Below are 20,766 nucleotides of genomic sequence, written 5' to 3'. Positions count from 1 at the left end.
GTGGCCGCCCCGGCGGTCACCACGCCGCCCGTCGCGGCTCCTGCACGTGTCCCGGCGGACGCCGGGACGACGACCGAGATCGCCGCCGAGCCGACGGCGGCGCCCGTGCAGGTCGTCCCCGCGCCCGTGCCCGTGGTCCAGGCCCCGGTGAGCGCCGCCGTCGGGCAGGTCGCCCCCGCCCCTGCCACGCCCCAGGCGGCGCCCACGCTCCACGCCCAGGTCTCCGGCCCCGTGTTCCAGCTCCTCGACGCGGGCGACGGCGACCACGTCCTCACGCTCTCGGTGACCCCCGACAACCTGGGGCCCGTGACCGTCCGGGCGCACATCGCGGGCGGCGAGCTGCGGATCGAGCTCTTCGCCCCGCACGACGCGGGCCGTGAGGCCCTGCGCGCTCTCGCGGCCGAGCTCCGCCGCGACCTCGCAGGCATCGCGCCGACGGCGTCGCTGTCGGTCTCGGACGCGAAGGAGGCTCCGGCGCAGGGGACCGGCCACCAGGCCGGGGCCGGCCACGGCACCGCGGGCGACGGAGGGGCCGGGAACGGTGCCACCGGTCGCCCGGGCGAAGGGCACCCGTGGCAGTCCCGACCTGGCGCACGGACCGGCGTCCCCGGGGCGACCACCGACCAGACCATCCAGCCGACAGTGGACGACACGACGCCGGGTGCCGCCCGGCGCCTCGACGTCCTCGTCTGAGAGAGGAACGACGTGCCGGTCACCCCCGTCACCGGGCCCGTCTCCGCCCCCGTGGAGACCGCCCCGCGCACGCAGAACGCGCGCGCCCCCAAGCAGGAGTACGACAGCGAGCTGTTCCTCGGGCTGCTCGTGACCCAGCTCCGCAACCAGGACCCGTCCAGCTCCATGGAGACCAGCGAGATCGTCGCCCAGACGACGTCGCTGGCCATGATGGAGTCCCTCAGCGCCATGCGGACCCTCGTCGAGGACTCCGCGGTGCGACAGCAGGAGGCGTTCGCGCTGCAGATGCGCGACGCGGCCGCCACCCTGCTCGGCAAGGAGGTGTCCTACCTCGACGCGGACGGCGTCGAGCACACGGGCATCGCCACTGCGGTGTCCTACAAGGACGCCGTCCCCACGGTGACGATCGGCGACAAGAGCATCGCGCTCGACAAGGTCTCGGGCGTCACCGGCACGGTCAGCACGGATGCCACCGAACCCCCACCCGCCACGGACGGCGCAACCGACAGCCAGGCCGGCGCAGCCGCCTGACCCGAAAGGACTCTCGTGCTCCGTTCTCTCAACACCGGAATCTCCGGTCTGCGCGCCCACCAGACCATGCTGGACGTGACGGGCAACAACATCGCCAACGTCAACACGACCGGCTTCAAGTCCTCGCGCACCCAGTTCCAGGACACCCTCTCGCAGCTCGTCGCCGCAGGTGTCGCCCCTGACCAGCAGGTCGGTGGATCCAACCCCGCACAGATCGGCCTCGGCGTCACGACCGCGGCGATCACGACGCAGTTCACGCAGGGCGCGTCGCAGGCCACGGGCGTCGCGACCGACCTCATGATCGACGGCGACGGGTTCTTCGTCGTCGAGAGCGGCGGCCAGCAGCTCTACACCCGCAACGGGGCGTTCGACTTCGACGCGAGCGGCCGCCTGGTCAACGCCGACGGCGCGTTCGTCCGCGGCTGGACCGCGGTCAACGGGGTCGTCAACACGAGCGGCCCCCTCGGCCGCCTCACGATCCCCGTGGGCGACGTCGCCCCGCCCGAGGCCACGACGAGCGTCACGCTCGGCGGCAACCTGCCCGCCGACGCGAAGGACGGCACCAAGGTCGTGCGCGACATCGAGATCTTCGACGAGCTCGGCACCTCGACCAAGCTGTCGCTCGAGTTCACCGCGACCGGCGGGACGTGGTCGGTGAGCGCGCTCGACGCCGCGACGGGCACGGTCATCGGGGGTCCGCAGGACCTGACCTTCACCGACGGCGCCCTCACGACCGGCGGATCGCTCACGGTCGCGGGCGTGGCCATCGACCTCAGCACCGTCACGTCCTACGCGGGCCTGTCGAACGTCGCGGTCTCGGCCAAGGACGGTGCGGCGGCGGGTTCGCTCAAGTCGTACTCGGTCTCCGGCAACGGGTCCATCATCGGCACCTACTCGAACGGCAAGACGGCCGTCCTCGGGCAGGTGGCGCTCGCGTCCTTCACCAACATGGGCGGCCTCGAGAAGGCGGGCGGCTCGACCTACGCGGCCACGCAGTACTCGGGCGAGGTCATCGTGGGCGGCGCGGGCGACCAGGGCATGGGCAAGATCACTGCCGGCTACCTCGAGATGTCGAACGTGGACCTCTCGCAGGAGTTCACGAACCTCATCGTGTCCCAGCGCGGGTTCCAGGCGAACTCGCGCGTCATCACCACCTCCGACGAGGTGCTGACCGAGCTCGTCAACCTCAAGCGTTGACGACGGCCGCGCGCGGGGCGGCGCGCGGTCACCACGGCGCCCCCGGGACGGTTCGCCCCGGGGGCGCCGTCGTGCGCCGAGCCGCGGGGGGACCCGGCCCGACCTGCTCGACCGGTTCAGCCCCCCTCCCCGTTCACGAGAGCACGAGGGCTGCCGAGAGTACGGATCAGCGGGGCACGGCCGACCGGCGGTGCACCGCGCCCCGAGAGGCCATGCTCGTCGCCCTCGCCCCTCCGACCGACCCGACCCGAAGGTGGAACCGTGATCGTCCTCACGCGCTTCAGCTCCGAGCGCATCGCGATCAACGCGGACCTCGTGGCCCGTGTCGAGACCAACCCGGACACCCGGGTCACCCTGATCGACGGTTCTCGATACATCGTCACCGAGTCGATGGAGGACGTGATCCGACTGGTCGAGGAGCACAAGGCCCGCGTCCTGCTGCTCGCGCAGTCCATGACCAGCATCGGTGAGCGCACGCCGCTCGGCATCGTGCCGGACCGGCCCGATCCAGAGGCCGACGACCGGGCCCCGGTCGCCGTGACCCCGCTCCCCACCCCGAGGAAGTAGGCCCCATGGATCCCGCAACCATCATCGGCATCCTGTTCGCGTTCGGTGCGCTCGTCGCGATGGTGCTCCTCGAGGGAGCCCAGATCACGTCGATCCTGCTGCCCGCGCCGATCATCCTCGTCTTCGGGGCCAGCATCCTCGTCGCGGTCGCGTCGGGCACGGTGCGCGACGCGCTCCAGGCGATCAAGGCGCTGCCGAGGGCGTTCGTGAGCAAGCCGGCCCGCCCGGCCGACGCGATCGAGGAGGTCGTGCGCGCCGCCGAGATCGTGCAGAACGACGGAGGCCTCCTCGCGCTCGAGGCGGAGTCGCAGAAGACCGACGACCCGTTCCAGCGCAGCGCCCTCCAGTCCTTGGCGGACGGTGCCGACGCCGACCAGCTCCGCACCCTGCTCGAGGAGCGGATCGAGACCAAGAGCCGTGAGGACGCCGTCGCCTACGACTTCTACAACGCCATCGGCGGGTACGCCCCGACGATCGGGATCGTCGGCACCGTCGTGTCGCTGACGCACGTGCTGGAGAACCTGTCGGACCCGGCCCAGCTCGGCCACATGATCGCTGCCGCGTTCATCGCGACGCTGTGGGGCATCCTGTCGGCGAACTTCATCTGGCTGCCCATCGGCGCCAAGCTCAAGCGCATCTCCGACCTCGAGATCCAGCGCCTCGACGTCCTCCTCGAGGGATACATGTCGATCCAGGCGGGCGCCCGAGCCCGCGTCATCGACGAACGGCTCAAGACCATGGTCCCCGACTGGTCGCTGCCCACGGGCAAGGCCGCCTGATGAGCGGCCGCTCGGCGGGGCACGGTCGGCGCCGACGAGGTGGCGGCGGGGGAGGCGGCGGGGGAGGCCACGACACGAGCGGCAGCGGTCGCTGGATGGTCTCCTACATGGACATGGTCACGGTCATCATGTGCCTGTTCATCGTGCTCTTCGCCATCAGCTCGGTCGACCAGGACAAGTACCAGGAGCTCAAGTCGTCGCTCGCGGCAGGCTTCGGCACGATCGAGGACGCCGACGTCGTGGAGGCGGTCATCGACAACCCGGCCACCGAGCCTCCCGCAGACGTCGAGACCGACCTCGAACGGGCCCTGGCCGAGGTCGCCGACCTGACCGCGTTGCGCGACGCGATGGCGAAGGACCTGGAGTCCTACGGGATGTCCGAGACCGTGAGGTTCGAGATCGACGAGCGCGGCCTCACGGTGCGCCTGGTGTCGGCCGACACGTTCTTCTCGCCGGGCAGCGCCGACCTCACCGAGGAAGCGGGCGGGGTCCTGCAGATCGTCGGCCCCGTGCTCGCCCCGACGCCCTACGAGATCCAGGTCGAGGGGAACGCCGACTACAAGTCGACCGTGGGCTCTCGATTCCCCACCAACTGGGAGCTGTCGTCGTCGCGCGCCACGGCGGTCCTGCGCTATCTCGTCGAGCACAGCGGCCTGACCGAGCACCGGATCGCCGCCGTGGGGTTCGGGTCGGCGCGGCCGCTCGCTGCGGGGACGCACCCCGAGGCGCTCGCCGCCAACCGGCGCGTCGACATCATGGTCCTGTCCGCGCAGCCCGAGGCCGTGCGAGCGCTCATCCCCGAGGTCCTCGGTGGCACGCTCACCGCGGCGGACGTCCCGGCGGCGGAGTCGGCGCAGCGCGCGGCCCTCGCGGGCGTGGCGGAGGCCACGGCCGAGACCGGCTGATACTCCGACGGCACCTCCTGGCGGGTGCGGGCCCGCTCGCCGTCGCCCGCCGCTGCCCGTCCGGTCGGCGTGCAGGCTCTCCGTCGCCTGCCTGCATAGGAGACCGACGTGAGCACGACGACACCCGTCAGGGTCCAGGGTCCCGCCGAACGGCGCAAGGTAGAGGTCTACGACTTCCGGCGCCCGACGACGCTCGTGCGTGAGCACCACCGCATCCTCGAGATGGCGTTCGAGAGCTTCGCCCGTCAGTGGGGCACGCAGCTCACGGCGCGCGTCCGGGTCGTCTCCCAGGTGAGCCTGGCGGCGGTGACCATGCGCACGTACGACGACTACGTGGCGGACCTGCCGGTCACGACCGCGGTCGTCGTGTGCGAGATCGACGGTGTCAACCCGCGGGCGGTGCTGCAGTTCCCGCACACCGACGCCCTGACGTGGATCGCGCACATGCTCGGCGCCGGTCCCTACATCCCGGCGATCGACCGCAAGTTCACCGACGTCGAGCGCGCCCTCGTCACCTCGCTGGTCACCGAGACGCTGCGCGACCTGCGCCACTCGATGGGCCGGCTCCTGGAGACGCCGTTGAAGATCGGCTCGATCCAGCACAACTCCCAGTTCGTCCAGGCCGCGCCGACCGCCGAGCTCATGATCGTGGCGGAGTTCAACCTGCGCGTCGGGGACGGGCCGTGCACCGCGACCCTCGCCCTGCCGGCGACCGCCCTGCTGCCGCACCTCGGCGAGGCCAACCCGGCCGACGACCCGGCCGACGCGGCCGCCCGCACCCGGCGACACCTCGCCCGGTCCCTGGTCGACGTCACCGTCGAGCTGTCGAGCGCGGTCATGACGCCGGTCGAGGTCGTCGAGCTCGCGGTCGGCGACGTCATCCGCCTGCCGCACAACCGGTCCCGCCCGCTCGACGTCATCGTCGACGGCCACGTCCTGGCACGCGGTGCGGTCGGCTCGTCCGGCTCCCGCCTCGCCTGCCGCATCGTCACCACCGAGGAGAACTGAAGCATGAGTACCGCCACCACCGCCGACCGCACGGCCGTCGAGGCCGCGGTCGAGGCCGCACGGGCGCTCGTCGAGCTCGTCCCCACGAGCACGCCTCTCTCCGCCGCGCTCTCCGGCGGGGCTCCGGTCGGCCCGCAGGCCGTGACCGCGGTCGTCGCCTCGTACGTCGGGGACACGGGGACCGACATGGCGCTCGCGCTCATCGACGAGACCTCCCTCGCCGACGCGTCCGAGACCCCGACCCTCGACGTGACAGACCTCCTGCGCCCGGCGCGCGAGGCAGCGGGCGCCACGACGGGCGTCGGTGTGCTCGGCGACGTCCGTGTCGCCGACGCGACCGAGCTCTTCGAGGACGAGGAGGCCGTCGTCTTCGAGCTCTCCGCGGGCGGCGGGCCGACGGCCGGCTGGTTCGTGGTGCGCGCGCGCAAGACCCTGCGCGGCCTGCCCGACGAGGCCATGACGGGCAGCCGGCTCGCGCGCATCTCCAACGTCGAGATGCGGCTCGCCGTCGTCGTCGGGCACACGCGGATGCCCGTGCGCGAGGTGCTCAACCTCGAACCCGGCGCCGTCGTCGAGCTCGACCGCTCGGCAGGCGCGCCCGCCGACGTGCAGCTCAACGGCCGGACCATCGCCAAGGGGGAGGTCGTGGTCGTCGACGGTGGCGACTACGGCGTGCGGATCACCAAGATCCTCGACGCGGACGACTGAGCCCGTGGACGTCACCACCGTGCTGCGGGTCGCCTTCTCCCTGGCGGTCGTCATGGGGCTGCTGTGGCTGTCGTACCGCGTCGCCGACCGGAGCAGGCGCCAGACGCCCGGGGGACGCGGCGCACAGCTCACCGTCGTCGCCCGCCAGGGGTTGAGCCAGAAGAGCGCCGCGGTGCTCCTCGACTCGGGCGGCACCCGCTACCTGCTCGGGGTCACCGAGTCGTCGGTCACGGTGATCGACCAGGGGCCGGCCCCCGCGGCGGCCACGGCGGCTGCGGCCGCCGGCCCCAAGCACGCGGTGCGCGACGCGACGGCGAGCCGCCTCGGTCCCTTCAACGTGGTGAAGTCGGCGGCCGGTCCCCGGTCCGCAGCCGCCCCGTCGGGCGGGGCTGCGGTCGCGCCGGTCGACCAGGGAGCGCCAGCCGACGTGATGGACGGGACCGACCCGGTCCCCGCAGGCGGCCTCGCCGGACGCCCGACGAGCCCGTCGTTCGACGAGGCCGTCCTGGCCGCGCAGGTCTGGCTCGACGAGACTCCGCTCGCGTCGGTCGCCGCACCGGCCCGACCCGGTCGCACGGTGGCCGTGACGGCCGCGGCCGCTGCGCCGTCGGGCGTGACCTCCGCGGGGCTGGACCCGGCCGCGGTGCGCTCCCTCCTGGCCGTCGATACCTGGCGCCAGGCCGCCCGTGCCGTGTGGGGGCCCAGGCGATGACCGTCGTCGTCCCGGCGCGCCAGGGGGCGCGCCGCGCCGTGGCGCTGGCCGCGGCCCTGCTCCTCGTCGCGCTCGTCCTCGTGGCGACCGTGCTGCTCGCCCCGTCCGCGAGCGCCGCCCCGACCGATCCCACGGCCCCGACGGCTCCCGTCGACCCGACCGCCCCTGACGGGGGCAGCAGCTTCTCGGTCGAGATCAACGGCCCGAACGGTGAGCCGTCGTCGTCCCTCGTGACGCTCGTGGGCATCACGCTGCTGTCGCTGGCCCCGACGCTGCTGCTCATGATGACGTCGTTCACGAAGATCTTCGTGGTGCTGTCGCTGACGCGCAACGCGCTCGGCACGGGGACCGTGCCGCCCAACATGGTCCTCGCGGGGCTCGCGCTGTTCCTGTCGATGTTCATCATGTGGCCCGTGTTCGGCGAGATCAACGACGCCGCCGTCCAGCCCTACCTCGAGGGCGCCACGACGTTCAGCCAGGCGCTCGACGCGGGTTCCCAGCCGCTGCGGGAGTTCATGCTGGCGCACACGCGCGAGGAGGACCTCGCGCTCATGACGCGCGCGGCCGACCTCGACAACCCGGCGACCATGGCCGACGTGCCGCTGACCACGCTCGTCCCGGCGTTCGTGATCTCGGAGCTGCGGGCCGCGTTCATCATCGGCTTCGTGATCTTCGTGCCGTTCCTCGTGATCGACCTGGTCGTGGCGGCGGCGCTCATGAGCATGGGCATGATGATGCTCCCGCCCACCATGATCTCGCTGCCCTTCAAGCTGTTGCTGTTCGTCCTCGTCGACGGGTGGGGGCTCATCACCACCTCGCTCATCGGCTCGTACGGGGTGGGGTGACATGGAGACCTCGGCCGTCCTCGACATCGCGACCCAGGCGATGATCCTGGCCGCGAAGCTCGCGGCCCCCGTCCTGATCACGTCCCTCGTCGTGGGGTTCTCGATCTCGCTCGTGCAGTCCGTGACCCAGATCCAGGAGGTCACGCTCTCGTTCGTGCCGAAGGCCGCGGCGGTCGCCGTCGCGCTCATCGTGTGCGGCAACTGGATGATCGGCGAGCTGGTCTCGTTCACGCACGCGATGTTCGACCTCATCCCGTCGCTGCTGGGCGGCGGCTGACGTCGGTGACGTTCGACATCGACCAGGCGTGGCTCCAGGCGACCCTGCTCGCCGGGGTCCGCCTGGCCGCGTTCATGCTGCTCGCGCCGCCGTTCTCCCACAAGGCCATCCCGCGCCAGGTGCGCGCGATCCTCGCGGTCTCGCTGGGCCTGGTGGTCTCGGGCCGGGTCGCGCCGACGTACGAGGCGGTGGGCACGGCCACGTTCTTCGCCCACGTGGTCGCCGAGGCGGCGACGGGCGCGATGCTGGGCACGCTCGTCATGATCGTCTTCTCGGCCGTGACCGCGGCCGGCTCGCACCTCGACCTGTTCGGGGGATTCTCGGTCGGCATGGCGTTCGACCCGCAGACGAACGTGAGCGGGTCGCAGTTCACGCGCCTGTTCGCGCTGGCCACGGTCGTCCTGATGTTCACCTCGGACGCCTACCAGCTCGTGATCCTGGGCCTCGCGCGCTCGTACGACGTGGTGCCCGTCGGGACGTTCGCCGAGGTCCCGGCCGGGGCGTTCGTCGACGCGCTCACGGGGTCGTTCGTCGCCGGTCTCCAGATCGCGGGGCCCATCGTCGTGGTCCTCTTCCTGGCCGACGTCGGACTGGGCCTGGTCACCCGTGTCGCCCCGGCGCTCAACGCGTTCGCGCTCGGCTTCCCGCTCAAGATCTTCCTGACCCTCTCGCTCGTCGGGACGGTGCTCATCGCCCTGCCGCACGCCCTGTCCGCGCTCACGGCGCAGGCCCTGAAGCTGATGGGAGGCGTGGGCTGATGGCGGACACGTCCGAGGAGAGGACCGAGCAGGCCTCCGACCGCAAGATGAAGGAGGTCCACGAGAAGGGTCAGCTCAGCCGGTCGCAGGACCTCACGGCCTGGGTCGGGATCGCGGTCGCGGGGGCCCTGCTGCCCCTGACGCTCGGCAAAGCGGCCGGTGCCGCGACCGAGCAGGTCCTGTCGATCCGCACCGTGATCGACAACCCCGAGCCCGCCGTGGCCCTCGTGCTCCTGCAGGAGGCGCTCCGCTCGGTCCTGCCCACGATCGGCGTTCTGCTCGCGGCGGTCGCGCTCGCCGCGATCATCGGCTCGGTCGTGCAGGGCGGCCTGCACCTGAAGAAGTTCCGCGGCGAGTTCCAGCAGTTCAACCCGGTCTCGGGGTTCAAGCGGATCCTCGGCCCCCAGGCGTTGTGGAACGGCGTGAAGGCGCTGCTCAAGACGACCGTGGTCGGGGTCGTGCTGTACGTCGTGATCCAGTCGCTCATGCCCGTGCTGCTGTCGGCGGGCGGGCTGCCCGTGGCGTCGCTGCTGGAGGCCGCCGGGTCGGGGGTCAGGTCGCTGCTGCTGTGGGCGACGGCGGCCGGGATCTCGCTCGCGCTGCTCGACGTGCTCGTCGTCGCCAAGCGCAACCGCAAGAAGACGCGCATGACGAAGAAGGAGCTCAAGGACGAGCACAAGAACAGCGACGGCGACCCCATGGTGAAGTCGCAGCGCCGCTCGATGGCCCGCTCGTTGTCGCGCAACCGCATGCTCGCCGCGGTGGCGGACGCCGACGTCGTGATCGTGAACCCCACGCACGTCGCCGTCGCGATCCGCTACGAGGCGGGCAAGTCCGCGCCGCGCGTCGTCGCCAAGGGGGCGGACCACCTGGCCGCGCGCATCCGTGAGAAGGCCGAGGAGGCCCGGGTGCCGATGGTCCGCGACGTCCAGCTCGCCCGCGCGCTCCACAAGGTGTGCGACGTCGGGCAGGAGGTGCCGGTCGAGCTCTACATGGCCGTCGCGCGCGTGCTCGCGTTCGTCATGGCCCTCTCGCGCCGCGGTGCCGCGGTCTCCTCGGTGCCGCACCGGTTGGGCCGCCCGGCGATCGCGCCGGGGGAGTGGCCGGCGGACGAGGACGCCGCGGGAGCGGGCGAGGAGCGCACGGCGTGAGTCGGGGCGCCCACCGCGCGAGGCGGGACGCACCGACCGCCGACCCGCGCTGCCGCCGACCGGACGTGCATAGGGAGTCGCGGCAGCACCTGCCACCATTCCGGACCGGGAAGGACCAGGGTTCCGCGTGAAGAACCGCTCCCTCGCCATGATCGCCGTCCCGCTCGGCGTCGTCGGCATCGTCCTGCTGCTCGTCGTGCCGATCCCCGCGGGGATGCTCGACGTGCTCATCATCGTCAATATCCTGCTCTCGCTCGTGATCCTGCTGACGTCGATGTTCGTCACCAAGCCGCTCGACTTCTCGGTCTTCCCGTCGTTGCTGCTCGTCGCGACGCTCTTCCGTCTCGGCCTCAACGTCGCCTCGACCCGCCTCGTGCTGGGCAACGGGTACGCGGGCGAGGTCATCAGCGCGTTCGGCCACGTCGTGGTCAACGGGAACCTCGTCATCGGCATGGTCGTGTTCCTGATCCTGGTGGTCATCCAGTTCCTCGTGATCACCAAGGGCGCCGAGCGAGTCGCCGAGGTCGGTGCGCGCTTCACCCTCGACGCGATGCCGGGCAAGCAGATGGCGATCGACGCGGACCTCAACGCGGGGCTCATCTCGGAGACCGACGCCCGTGCGCGGCGCGCCGAGGTCTCCGCGGAGGCGGACTTCTACGGTGCGATGGACGGTGCCTCGAAGTTCGTCAAGGGTGACGCGATCGCGGGCGTCGTCATCACGATCATCAACCTGGTCGGCGGCATCGTCATCGGCGTCGTCATGCACGGCATGCCCGTCGGGGAGTCGGTCGACACCTACTCGATCCTGACGATCGGCGACGGCCTCGTGACCCAGGTCCCGGCGCTGCTCATGGCCGTCGCGACGGGCATGATCGTGACCCGTTCCAACTCGGGCGAGGGCGACGTCGGCTCGCAGGCCTCGAGCCAGCTCGTCCAGTCGCGCCAGGCCGTCGCGATCGCCGGCGTCGCCTCGTTCGCGATGGCGTTCATCGAGGGCATGCCCAAGCTGCCGTTCATCGTGCTCGGGATCGGTCTCCTCGTCGCGGCACAGCAGATCAAGGCGCGCCAGGACCGGGCCGAGGTCGCGCGGGCCGCGGCCGAGCAGCTCGAGCAGGGCGCGGCCACGTCGTCGGACGGCACGGAGAACCTCATCGAGCAGATGCGCGTGCACGCGCTGGAGATCCTGCTGGCCCCCGACCTCGTCGACCTCGTCACGGGCGCGCACGACGACCTGCTGGGACGCGTGCGTGCCCTGCGGCGCAAGATCGCGATGGACCTGGGCGTCGTCGTGCCGCCCGTGCGCACCCGCGACTCGATCGAGCTGGTCGCGTCGACGTACGCCGTGCGGATCGCGGGGGTCGAGGCGGGCCGCGGCCAGGCGCCCGCGGGCAAGGTCCTTGCGCTGGGCGACAACCTGGGGTCGCTGCCCGGGCAGGTCACCGTGGACCCGGTGTTCGGCATGGAGGGAAAGTGGGTGCCCGTCGAGATGCGGCACAGCGCCGAGATGGCCGGGGCCACGGTCGTCGACCGCGTCTCGGTCCTCGTCACCCACCTGTCGGCGATCATCTCGGCCAACGCCGCCAGGCTGCTCTCGCGCGAGGACGTCCGTGTGCTCACCGACGAGGTCAAGCGCACCAACCCCTCGGCGGTCGACGAGCTCACCCCGACCCTGCTGTCCCTCGCCGAGATCCAGCGTGTGCTCCAGGGCCTGCTCGAGGAGCGCGTCGCGATCAACGACCTGCCTCGCATCTACGAGGGGCTCGCGCTCGCGGCCCGGCGCTCCACGGACGCCGAGCACCTCGTCGAGTCGGCGCGGTCCGTGCTCGGCCCCGCGATCCCGGCGCGGTACACGGTCGACGGCACGATCCGCGTCGTGACGATCGCGCCCGTGCTCGAGCAGGCCATGCTCGCCGGGCGGCAGCCGGGCGGTGAGCACGGCACGGTCATCGTCGTGGACCCGGCGCGGCTCGACGCGTTCCGCACCTCGGTCGCCGACGTGGTCGAGGCCGCCCGAGGGGCCGGCCACGACGTCTGCCTGGTCTGCGCGCCGTCCCTTCGTCCGGCCGTCCGTCGCCTGGTGGCGACCCAGCTGCCCGACCTGGCGGTGCTCTCCTACACGGAGGTCACCTCGGGGAACGCCCTCATCGAGACGGTCGGGGTGGTGAACGATGCCCCGGCGATTGCGGCTCGCGGGTGACACCCTCGAGGCCATCCTCGACGACGCGCGGCGCGAGCACGGCCCCGACGTACGGATCGTGTCGGCCGAACGGATCATCACGGGCGGCATCAAGGGACTCTTCGGCAGGCAGCACTACGAGGCCGTGATCGAGGTCGCGTCGCCGCCCGCGCTCCACGTCACCGACCACCCCGTCCGTTTCCCGGCGGCGCGCAGGGCGGGGATCGCCGCCCTGCTCGACGACGCCGACGACGCCGACCGGCTCGAGCCGTCGAGGTCGGAGGACCTCGAGATGTCGACCGGGGGCGACGACTTCGCGGCGATGCTGGACGAGCTGATCGCCGAGACGGCTCTCCCCGAGCGCACCGGGGGCCCGAGGGAGACCGGCCCGTCGACGGCCCCGGGAGACCTCGTCGCGCTCGTCGGCCTGGGAGGCGACGCGGTGGCCGTCGCTCACGCGATGCGCGGTCGTCTCGGGCTCCTCACGGCCTCTGCGGGGCAGGCGCGCGACGCCGCCGCCCCCCGGGTGGTCGACCATCGCAGCGCGACCGAGGCGAGGGCCCGCGGCGTGCACGCGGGCACGTCGACCGCGGTCGCCGTCGGCCTCACGACCGATCTCGCCGACGGGCTCCGGATCCTCGACGTCCTCGCACCCGAGCAGGTGTGGGTCGTGGTCGACGCCTCGCGCAAGCACGCGGACACCGCCGCCTGGGTCGACGGGCTGCGCGGTGTCGTGCACGTGCACGCCATGGTCGTCGTGGGACGGTCGCTGACCCGGACCCCGGAGACGGTCCAGCTCCTCGGGCTGCCCGTGGGGTGGGACGCGGACTGACGGCCGCTCGGCGCGCATAGGTGCCCCGGAAGGTCAGGACGACATTCGCGAACGTCAGGAGGACGTCGATGCTGGTGCTGGGGCGCAAGGTGGGTGAACGGATCCTCGTGGGCGAGGACATCGTCCTGACGGTGGTCTCCGCGGGACGCGACGGCGTGCGGATCGGGATCGAGGCACCGCGCGACGTACGGATCCACCGGGCGGAGATCGTCGACCAGGTGGCCGAGGGCAACCGTGCAGCCGTCGCGACCGACACGACGGCCGACGAGGTGCGTGCCCTGCTCGCGCTGCGTCCGGCGTCCTGAGTCACCGACGACGCGACGCGGCACACGGGTCCCCAGGATCCTCGGCACCTCGGCGGGAGCGCACGGCTACCGCCCCACCAGGTCGTCCGTGCGCGCTAGACGCGGGGGACCGAGCTCGTGCGGCCGTGACGGCGCTCGCTGACGCTCCGGCCCCGGCCGCGCGACCTGTCCGACCGGTCGTTGCGGTGACCGTTGCCGCGGTCGTCGTCCCGGTCCCCGTCGCCCCGCCCCTGGCCCCGCTGCTCGTCGCGCCCGTGCCGGTCGCCGCGCCGTTCGTCGTCGTCGTCCCGGTCGTCGTCCTCGTCGTCGCGCTCGTGCCACTCCGCGCGCCCGAGGTCGTCGTGGTCGCGCCAGCTGCTGCCGTTGCCGTGCCGGCCGCCCTCCTGGGGGACCTGCGGGCCGGTCCCGGCCCCGGTGCCCGGGACGGGGGCGACGGGTACCGCGGGAGGGACGGGGGGTGGCGGGACCGTCGGAGCCGGTGCCTGCTGCACCGCGGGAGCGGGCGTCGTGGGCGAGTCGACGGGGACCGGCACGACGGCGTCGGGGTCCTTGTCCTTGCCGTTGCCGACGAGGTTGTCCCACAGGCCGACGATGGGCATCGTGAGCCGGTCGACGAACGACACGTTCGACGTGCCCGTCTCGTCGACGGGGCGCTCCTCGGCGGGTGCCACCGCTGCGCCGACGACGATCGTCACGGTCGACAGCAGCGCCGCCGCACTCCATCTCAACGACTGCCGGGGCGACATGCCGTGGCCCAGGACGGTTCCGGGCCGCCGGCGGGCGTGCCGGGGGATGCCGGCCGACCCGGTGGTCCTGCGGGCCGCGAGGCCTACCGGGGCCTTCAGGACCGGCGCCACGCCGGCCCCGTCCGCGAGGGGGGCGGACGGAGGGATGGCCGACGCGACCCCGGTCGAGCCGACGGTGACGACGGCCGGTCGAGTGCTCGCGGCGGGCGGGACGCGGTCGGCCGCCGTCTCACGCACCGCGAGCAGGTTCGCGCGCTGCGCCGCGAGCCGCTGCCGGTACGGCGCCACGGCGACGGCCCCCTGGGCGGCCGACCGGCGCACGGCCCGTGCCGACTCGGCGCGCAGAGTGGGCACCCAGGTCCGGGGATCGATGCTCCGGTGACCTGCCGCGACGTCGCGGAGCAGCGCCTGCTGGGCCGTCGTCACGGCATCGAGCGCCGCCGTGCGGTCGGCGGGAGCCACCAGGTGCGCCCGCACGACGCGCCGCGCCTCGCGTGCGAGCTCGCCGGCGCGAGAGGCCCAGAACTCCGCGAGGGCGTGCTCACGGGCGCTGGCGGGCAGGGCGGCGAGACCGGACAGTGCGTCGACCCCGACGGGGCCGCGCGCAGGACGTGCGTCAGACATGCAGCGTTCTCCCCTGCCTACGGGAGCGCAGGCTGGTACGGCCGTCGTCACGGCGGTGGTGCGGCAGAGCGAGGGCACGTCGGAGCGAGGTCCTGGCGTCGACGACCGACGTGGCCGAGCCCTGCGCCGAGGCGCCCGGGCGGGAGATCGCGCTCACGCCGTCTCCAGGAGGTCGGCACCGATGCCCATCGCCCGCAGGCGTGCGGCGGCGAGCTCACGGACCCGGTCGATGTGCGCCACGGTGCTCCGGCGGGGCAGGCCCAGCGTCCGGGAGATCCACACGACAGTGTCCTGACCCGGGAGGGGACCGCCGCCGTCGTACGCCTCGGCCATCCACAGGGCCGCGACCTTGCCGCGCGTCGGGTTCTCGGCCCGTGCCGCGTCGACGACCGAGCGCACCAGGGTGGGCGCCTCGACGGGGTGCAGCACGCAGTCGAGCTCGTCCTGGACGAGACCGGGGGAGTCGAGGGCCTCGTCGAAGCACAGCGCCCCGGACAGCACCAGCTCGTCGGCCTCGGTGACGACCATGCCCTGCCGCACGACGTCGGAACGGTGCGCGGCGAGCCGGTCGTTGGTCGCCTGCACCGCCTCCTGCACGGTCGGCACGGTGCCGCGCAGGGCCGCGAGCTCGGCGCGCGTGCGGGCGAGCTCGCGTCGGCGCCGCTGGGCAGCGACCATGCCCGACGCGGGCGCCGTCGCGTGGTCCACGAACGAGCGCACCCTCGGGCGCGCGGTGTAGACGACGATCGCCAGGAACGAGCGCATGCCGGCCAGGTAGGCCGGGTCCTGCCTCGACTTCTCGAGCATCTCCCAGACGGTCTCCACGACGATCGACTCGACGTCCTCGAGGTGCTGGGCGACCTGCACCGAGTTCGTGCGGCACAGCCGGGCAGCGATCCGTCGCCAGTGGTCGCGGTGGCCCGCGATGAAGGCGGACACCTCCGTGCGGTAGCTGGCGTCGTCGCCGAGCACGACGATGCGCGCGACCTCCGAGCGGACCGCGTCGGCGGGTGCGTCGTGGTCGTCGTCGAGGGGCTGCTCCTCCGCGACACGCAGGGAGCGCGCTTCACGCGCCCGGTCCGGGCACGTGCCGGATGGGGGCCGCACGTTCATGCCATCAGCATGCGGCCGCTTCGCACTACTTTCACGTCTGAACACGGTTTTCACACCGGAGTTCACCCTCGGTGCTGCTATAGGTGGTGCCATGCTGGGAGTTGCCGCGGCCCGAGCCCGGGAATTCACCCGGACGGGCGGCGGTTCGTGTCGTTCGCCCCTTCTGCACCGGCACCGGGGATGGATACACTTCCGCGTCGGCGATCGCTCGCCGACCTGGGCGCGGACACGCAGACGAGCAGGAGGTGGAGCATGGGCGGCAGGACCTGCGCACCGTCCTCGGCGACGAGGCGTACCCCGGGCGACGTCCCGTCGGGGACGCTCTCGGCGGGCCGGACCGGTCTCCCTGCCGCTGGCCGTCGACGGCGTGCCCGGGCGATGCCGCGATGACGAACCCGGCCCCGTGGGACGACACCACCTGGGCGGCGTGGGCCGTCGGGCTCGTCGAACCCCTGATCGATCCCTACGACCGTGTCGCCGATCTCGAGGCGATGCGGGAGCAGGCCCGAGGACATCGGTTGCGGGCCGTGACCCTCCTCGCGGGGACCCTCTCAGACCTCCTCGACTCGCTGCCGGACGAAGACCCCTGGCGTCACGTGGACCCCGCGACGTTCGGGACCTACCGCGACGGGCTGGACCTCGTCCCGACCGAGGCCACCGAGATCCGGGAGGACATCGGTCTCGCTGCGCTCGCCCGTCCGCTGGGCCGCGAGGGTGCACAGATCATGAGCGACGCCGAGCACGGCTGGGAGAACGCCGCGCACAGGGCCAACGAGCTCGACGACCCGATCCCCGTGCTTGCCCGCGTCGTCTCCTGGGCGTCCTGGCGCCGCCGCGTCTACGTCGGCGAGGACACCTATCCCGTCCTGGTCGTCTTCTCGTGGCTCCGCCGCGCGGCCCTGGTCGCGGCGGGCCAGCAGATCGACGACGCCGAGTCGCACGAGCGGACGAGGGCCTCGGCCAGGATCGTCGACGACCTCGTCTGACGTGCGACGTGACGGTCGGACGTCACCACCGCTCGTGCCGGGCCGACGACGGGTCGACGTGGTCGGCCACGATGAGCCCCAGGTCGATCCCCTTCGCGAGCGCGTCCTCCCGGCGGCGCACGCCCAGCTTGCGGTAGACGGACCGGAGCTGGCTCTTGACGGTGTTGACCGAGACGGTCAGGCTCAGCGAGATCTCGACCGCGGTCGCGTGCCGTCGCAGGCTGTCGAGCACCACGATCTCGCGGTCCGTGAGCGCCTGCGGGAAGCCCACCATCGCGGCGAACCTCTCGGGGACGGGACCCGCCGCCGCGAGGACCCGCTGCGCCGTCCTGTCCTTGCTGCGGGCGGCCAGGTCGACGAGCGCGAGGAGCTCCCGTCGCGGCGGGAGCGTGAGGGCGAAGAGCAGCTGGCGGTCGTCGGCGACCGCCGCGAACTTGCCCAGCGCGTCGCACGCGTGCGACTCGTCGGAGCCGTTGACGAGCGCCGCCGCGAGGAGCAGCGAGTGTGCGACCCTCAGCCGCGGCGACGCGTCGACCGGTGGGGTGTGCTCGACCAGGACGTCTCGTGCGACCTGCCAGGACTCGGTGAGCAGCGCGAGGTGGGCGCGCAGGAGCGGGGCGCTCGCCGACGACGGGGACGCGCCCCGCAGGGTCGCGTGGACCGCCCCCAGCCGGCCACGGGCGAGGTCGAGCAGGCCGGCGGCGTAGCCCAGCTGGTCGGTGTCCCGGACGGAGATCCGCTGCCTCCCCCGCTCGGACTCGATGTACCGGCGCAGCCGCTCGGCACCCAGCGCAGGCTCGAACGTCAGGAGGTCGACCGAGGCCTGGGCCAGCGCGAACTGCGGCCGCGACTCGAGCGTCGAGAGGAAGGGGCGCATGGCGTCCAGGTGGGCCTGCGCGCCGCGCGCGTCGAACCGCTCGATGCGCACGAGGGCGTGCGCCAGGTGGTAGACGTCCTGGCTGCGGCGCGGGGTGGTCTCGTCGTGCCGGGACGCCTCGACGACGGCCAGGTCCCGGCGCGCCTCGGGCATGTTGCCGTGCACGGCGTGGGCGAGCGCACGCAGCGCGAGACCGTGGAGCGCGGGTGGCTCACCGAGGGAGTCGCCGAGGTCCTCCAGGATCGCGAGGGACTCGTTCTCGGCGCCGCCGCGGAGCATCGAGCGTGCGATCTCGGCGCGCAACCGCGGCAGGTCGCGCGCCATGGAGCGTCGTTCGGTGACCCGGAGCTCGTTCAGCATGCGGCCTGCGCGGCGTGCCGGGTAGAGCGCGCGCTCGGCCGATCCGGTCGACCGCAGCGCGAGGCTCTCGAGGACCTCGAGCACCACGCGCTCGCTCGGGGTCGCGGGGCGAGGCGCGACCCGCAGCCCTGCGAGCGCTGCGTGGTAGAGCTCGATCGCCTCGTCACGTCCGCCGGGGACGGCGTCGTAGTGGCGGGCGAGCGCTCCGGCGAGCAGGGGCCAGGGACGCAGCTCCGCGACGGGGACCGCCCGCAGGACGTCGAGGCTCGCGATCGTGCGCTCCTCGAAGACCTGGGTCCAGTAGCGGGACACCGCGGCCGAGGCGATCGACAGGTCGCCCGCCGTCACCGCGTGCCGGACGGCCTCGACCGGGTAGCCGTGCTGGAGGTACCACCGGGCGGTCGCCGCCTCGACCACCTGCGACGCCTCCGGGTCCTCGAGCCGGAACGTCTCCAGGAGCAGCGATCGCACGACGGGGAAGAGCACGAAGACGAGCCCCGTCGGTCGCCGTTCCCACGTGCCGAGGCCACGCGCCTCGAGGTCCGACAGGAGCTCGGGAGCGTCCGGGTCGAGGGTCAGGGCCACCGCGAGGTCGCCCGTCAGGATCTCGGGGACGACGCACCGTGCGAGGAACAGCTCGAGCCGGTGCCGCGACGGGCCCTGGAGCTGCTTGTCGACCGCTGCCCGCAGCAGCTCGGCGGCGACCTGGACGTGGGCGGGCGTGCCGTGGGACCCGGCCAGCTCGGCGGCGAGCATCGCGACCCGCAGGTAGAGGGGCTGGCCGCCCGTGCTCACGTGCGTCTGCGCCGGGTCGAGGTCCGCCCCGACGTGGCGCAGCATCCGCGCGGTCTCGTCCAGGGTGAGCGGGAGCTGGTCGGCGGTGATCACGGTGCGGTTCATCTCGAGGCCGACGACGGGTGCCTCGAGCATCGAGCTCGTGGTCGTCGCGAGCGCGACCGACAGGTTCGGGCAGGCGCGCAGCAACGCGAGGACGTCCTCGTGGACCTCGGCGTCCCGGACGTTCTGATAGTCGTCGACGACGACCAGGACCTCGCCCCGGACCGTGAGGAACGCCTCGGCCAGCCGTACGGTCAGGGCGGCGGTCGACAGCTCGTCGAGGCCGATCGTCGTCTCCGAGCGCAGCAGCCCGGACTGGGTGGCACGGCGAGCGACCGTGCGCCAGAGCTCGGTCCGGGTCGTGCCGGGCGACGTCGCGATCCAGACCCCTTCGGCCCCTCGTCGTCGGGCCCACTCGGCGAGGAGCGAGGTCTTCCCGCCGCCCGACGGGCCACGGACGACGCGCAGGGCTGCGTCGGCGTCGAGCCGGTCGACGAGCCGCTCCCGCACGAGCTCGAGGTGGGGTGGTCGCGGAGCGCCGTGCAGTCTGCCGGGGGTCGTGCTCACTACCGGCATCCAGCCTCCCGCCCTCTCCTGGTGAGGTGCCCGGGCAGCCTGCCGTCGGCTGCGTCGCCTCTGGCACTGGAGCCGGCACCGCGCCGCTCTCCGGAGAGCCACTTTATGTGACGAGGAGCGGTTTTGCGGGCTACGTGGTGAGCGACACCCCGCTGGGTCGCACCGGGAGGAACGGCGGACGGCGCGTGCCGGAGCGGGTCAGCCGCGGGGGAGCGGCCCGCCCTGCTGGTCCACGAGCGGGAGCAGCCGCTCCAGGACGTCACCCGTGCGCAGCCCGTCGTGCTCGAACTCGTTCGTGACGAGCGCCTGCACGTTCCCCACCCTGGACGCCGTGTCGAGCGAGAGGTGGGCGTCGACGAACATGTCGTCGTAGTAGACGGCTGCGGCGACGGGGACCTCGTTGGCCGCGAGCGCGTCGAGGTCGTACAGCTCGGTCCAGTCCTCACGACGCGCCAGCTCGTCGGCCGCGCCGCGGAAGGCGCGCAGGCCCGCGATCTCCTCGAACATCCAGGGGTAGATCATCTCGCCCGTGAAGAGCAGCGGCCGGGCGCCCGGGTCGAACTCCGGGTGCTCGGCGCGCACGCGCTCGGCGGCCCAGCCCGTGGCTCCGTGGCCCGACGCGTAGATCGACTCGTGCAGCACCGCGTACAGCGGGTTCGTCAGGTACGACGTCAGGTCCCTGACCTCGCTGAGGAACGTGTCGCTCAGGTCGTCGTCGCCGTGGTCGAACGCCTCGTCCAGCAGCCAGTGGACGCGCTCGAAGCCCGGCTTCATGCCGAAGTCCATCCCGAGCGTCTGGAGGCGGCGCACGGAGAGCGCGTCGCCGTCGGGCAACGTGACGTCACCCACCGCGATCCTGTCCGCGATGCGCGCGAGGCGTGCGACGTCGTCGGGGAAGCGCGCCGCGAAGCGGGCGTTCTTGGCCGCGGTGCGCGGGTACGTGCGGCGGTAGACCTCGGTCGCGTCGGCCTCCAGGCCCGCCAGGCCCCCGGTGACGTAGCAGGCCGCGAGCCCCTCCGGGGCGCGCGAGAGGTACGTGAGCGTCAGGAAGCCGCCGTAGCTCTGGCCGAGCGACTCCCAGCGGCGACCGCCGAACAGGGTACGGCGCAGGTGCTCGGCGTCCGCGACGATCGAGTCGGCCCGGAAGTGCGAGAGGTGCTCGGCCTGCGCGGCCGCGTCGCCGCGCGCCGCGCGCGCGCGGCC

Annotated in this window: 21 protein-coding genes; 17 read left to right on the top strand and 4 right to left on the bottom strand. The window is 72.9% G+C overall.

Annotated features, from left to right (window positions below; genetic code table 11):
* The 16 genes from H9652_RS13395 to csrA form a co-directional block, all read left to right on the top strand.
* Window positions 1-693: flagellar hook-length control protein FliK (locus H9652_RS13395; protein WP_225228219.1), on the top strand; the 693-nt coding region annotated here is incomplete at its 5' end.
* A 12-nt stretch (window positions 694-705) separates the two neighbouring features.
* Window positions 706-1,224, top strand: a complete 519-nt coding sequence (locus tag H9652_RS13390; RefSeq protein WP_191796685.1) for a flagellar hook assembly protein FlgD — start codon at window positions 706-708, stop codon at window positions 1,222-1,224.
* A gap of 15 nt (window positions 1,225-1,239) precedes the next feature.
* Window positions 1,240-2,421, top strand: a complete 1,182-nt coding sequence (locus tag H9652_RS13385; protein WP_191796684.1) for a flagellar hook protein FlgE — start codon at window positions 1,240-1,242, stop codon at window positions 2,419-2,421.
* 261 nt (window positions 2,422-2,682) lie between these two features.
* Window positions 2,683-2,988 carry a flagellar FlbD family protein gene (locus H9652_RS13380; protein WP_191796683.1) on the top strand — a complete coding sequence of 102 codons (306 nt, stop codon included), beginning with the start codon at window positions 2,683-2,685 and terminating at the stop codon, window positions 2,986-2,988.
* A 5-nt stretch (window positions 2,989-2,993) separates the two neighbouring features.
* Window positions 2,994-3,767: a motility protein A gene (locus H9652_RS13375; RefSeq protein WP_138825763.1), complete on the top strand. Its 774-nt coding sequence runs from the start codon at window positions 2,994-2,996 to the stop codon at window positions 3,765-3,767.
* Entirely contained in the window at window positions 3,767-4,672 is a 906-nt protein-coding gene (locus H9652_RS13370; protein WP_191796682.1) for an OmpA/MotB family protein, read from the top strand. Before H9652_RS13375 ends, H9652_RS13370 begins: the two co-directional genes overlap by 1 nt.
* Before the next feature lie 108 nt (window positions 4,673-4,780).
* On the top strand, window positions 4,781-5,680 hold the full coding sequence (locus H9652_RS20340; RefSeq protein WP_318244169.1) for a flagellar motor switch protein FliM: 900 nt from the start codon (window positions 4,781-4,783) through the stop codon (window positions 5,678-5,680).
* Window positions 5,681-5,683: 3 nt separating this feature from the next.
* Window positions 5,684-6,388, top strand: a complete 705-nt coding sequence (gene fliN, locus H9652_RS13360; protein ID WP_191796681.1) for a flagellar motor switch protein FliN — start codon at window positions 5,684-5,686, stop codon at window positions 6,386-6,388.
* 4 nt (window positions 6,389-6,392) lie between these two features.
* Complete coding sequence (locus tag H9652_RS13355) at window positions 6,393-7,100, top strand: FliO/MopB family protein (protein WP_191796680.1); 708 nt, start codon at window positions 6,393-6,395, stop codon at window positions 7,098-7,100.
* Window positions 7,097-7,945, top strand: coding sequence for a flagellar type III secretion system pore protein FliP (gene fliP / locus H9652_RS13350; protein WP_191796679.1), 849 nt, complete (start codon window positions 7,097-7,099; stop codon window positions 7,943-7,945). Before H9652_RS13355 ends, fliP begins: the two co-directional genes overlap by 4 nt.
* Before the next feature lies 1 nt (window position 7,946).
* Entirely contained in the window at window positions 7,947-8,222 is a 276-nt protein-coding gene (locus tag H9652_RS13345; RefSeq protein ID WP_030152072.1) for a flagellar biosynthetic protein FliQ, read from the top strand.
* Window positions 8,223-8,227: 5 nt separating this feature from the next.
* Complete coding sequence (locus H9652_RS13340; RefSeq protein WP_138825754.1) at window positions 8,228-8,980, top strand: flagellar biosynthetic protein FliR; 753 nt, start codon at window positions 8,228-8,230, stop codon at window positions 8,978-8,980.
* The gene (locus tag H9652_RS13335) at window positions 8,980-10,131 is read left to right on the top strand and encodes an EscU/YscU/HrcU family type III secretion system export apparatus switch protein (protein WP_191796678.1); all 1,152 of its coding nucleotides are present in this window, start codon (window positions 8,980-8,982) and stop codon (window positions 10,129-10,131) included. The genes H9652_RS13340 and H9652_RS13335 overlap by 1 nt, the downstream gene beginning before the upstream one ends.
* 148 nt (window positions 10,132-10,279) lie before the next feature.
* Window positions 10,280-12,328 carry a flagellar biosynthesis protein FlhA gene (locus H9652_RS13330; protein WP_191796703.1) on the top strand — a complete coding sequence of 683 codons (2,049 nt, stop codon included), beginning with the start codon at window positions 10,280-10,282 and terminating at the stop codon, window positions 12,326-12,328.
* On the top strand, window positions 12,300-13,139 hold the full coding sequence (locus H9652_RS13325) for a hypothetical protein (RefSeq protein ID WP_191796677.1): 840 nt from the start codon (window positions 12,300-12,302) through the stop codon (window positions 13,137-13,139). Before H9652_RS13330 ends, H9652_RS13325 begins: the two co-directional genes overlap by 29 nt.
* Before the next feature lie 68 nt (window positions 13,140-13,207).
* Complete coding sequence (gene csrA, locus H9652_RS13320) at window positions 13,208-13,444, top strand: carbon storage regulator CsrA (RefSeq protein ID WP_138825747.1); 237 nt, start codon at window positions 13,208-13,210, stop codon at window positions 13,442-13,444.
* 95 nt (window positions 13,445-13,539) lie between these two features.
* Here csrA and H9652_RS13315 read toward each other — a convergent pair whose 3' ends face one another.
* Window positions 13,540-14,814, bottom strand: coding sequence for a serine/threonine-protein kinase (locus H9652_RS13315; protein ID WP_191796676.1), 1,275 nt, complete (start codon window positions 14,812-14,814; stop codon window positions 13,540-13,542).
* Window positions 14,815-14,967: 153 nt separating this feature from the next.
* A complete protein-coding gene (locus tag H9652_RS13310; RefSeq protein ID WP_191796675.1) occupies window positions 14,968-15,927 on the bottom strand; it encodes a hypothetical protein in 960 nt (319 codons plus the stop codon).
* A 386-nt stretch (window positions 15,928-16,313) separates the two neighbouring features.
* On the opposite strand from H9652_RS13310, the gene H9652_RS13305 reads away from it, so the two are divergent.
* Window positions 16,314-16,913 (top strand): hypothetical protein, encoded by a 600-nt coding sequence (locus H9652_RS13305; RefSeq protein WP_191796674.1) that lies wholly within the window; start codon window positions 16,314-16,316, stop codon window positions 16,911-16,913.
* A gap of 22 nt (window positions 16,914-16,935) precedes the next feature.
* Here the strand turns inward: H9652_RS13305 and H9652_RS13300 are convergent, their stop codons facing one another.
* Window positions 16,936-19,554, bottom strand: coding sequence for an AAA family ATPase (locus H9652_RS13300; RefSeq protein ID WP_191796673.1), 2,619 nt, complete (start codon window positions 19,552-19,554; stop codon window positions 16,936-16,938).
* A gap of 207 nt (window positions 19,555-19,761) precedes the next feature.
* Window positions 19,762-20,766 (bottom strand): alpha/beta fold hydrolase (locus H9652_RS13295; protein ID WP_225228217.1); only part of this gene is annotated, 1,005 nt, incomplete at its 5' end.

Origin of the sequence: Oerskovia rustica (assembly GCF_014836555.1) — a bacterium.
Lineage (GTDB): Bacteria > Actinomycetota > Actinomycetes > Actinomycetales > Cellulomonadaceae > Oerskovia > Oerskovia rustica.
The sequence above is the reverse complement of the archived record's forward strand: the minus strand, read 5'-3'. Positions and strand labels throughout refer to the sequence as shown.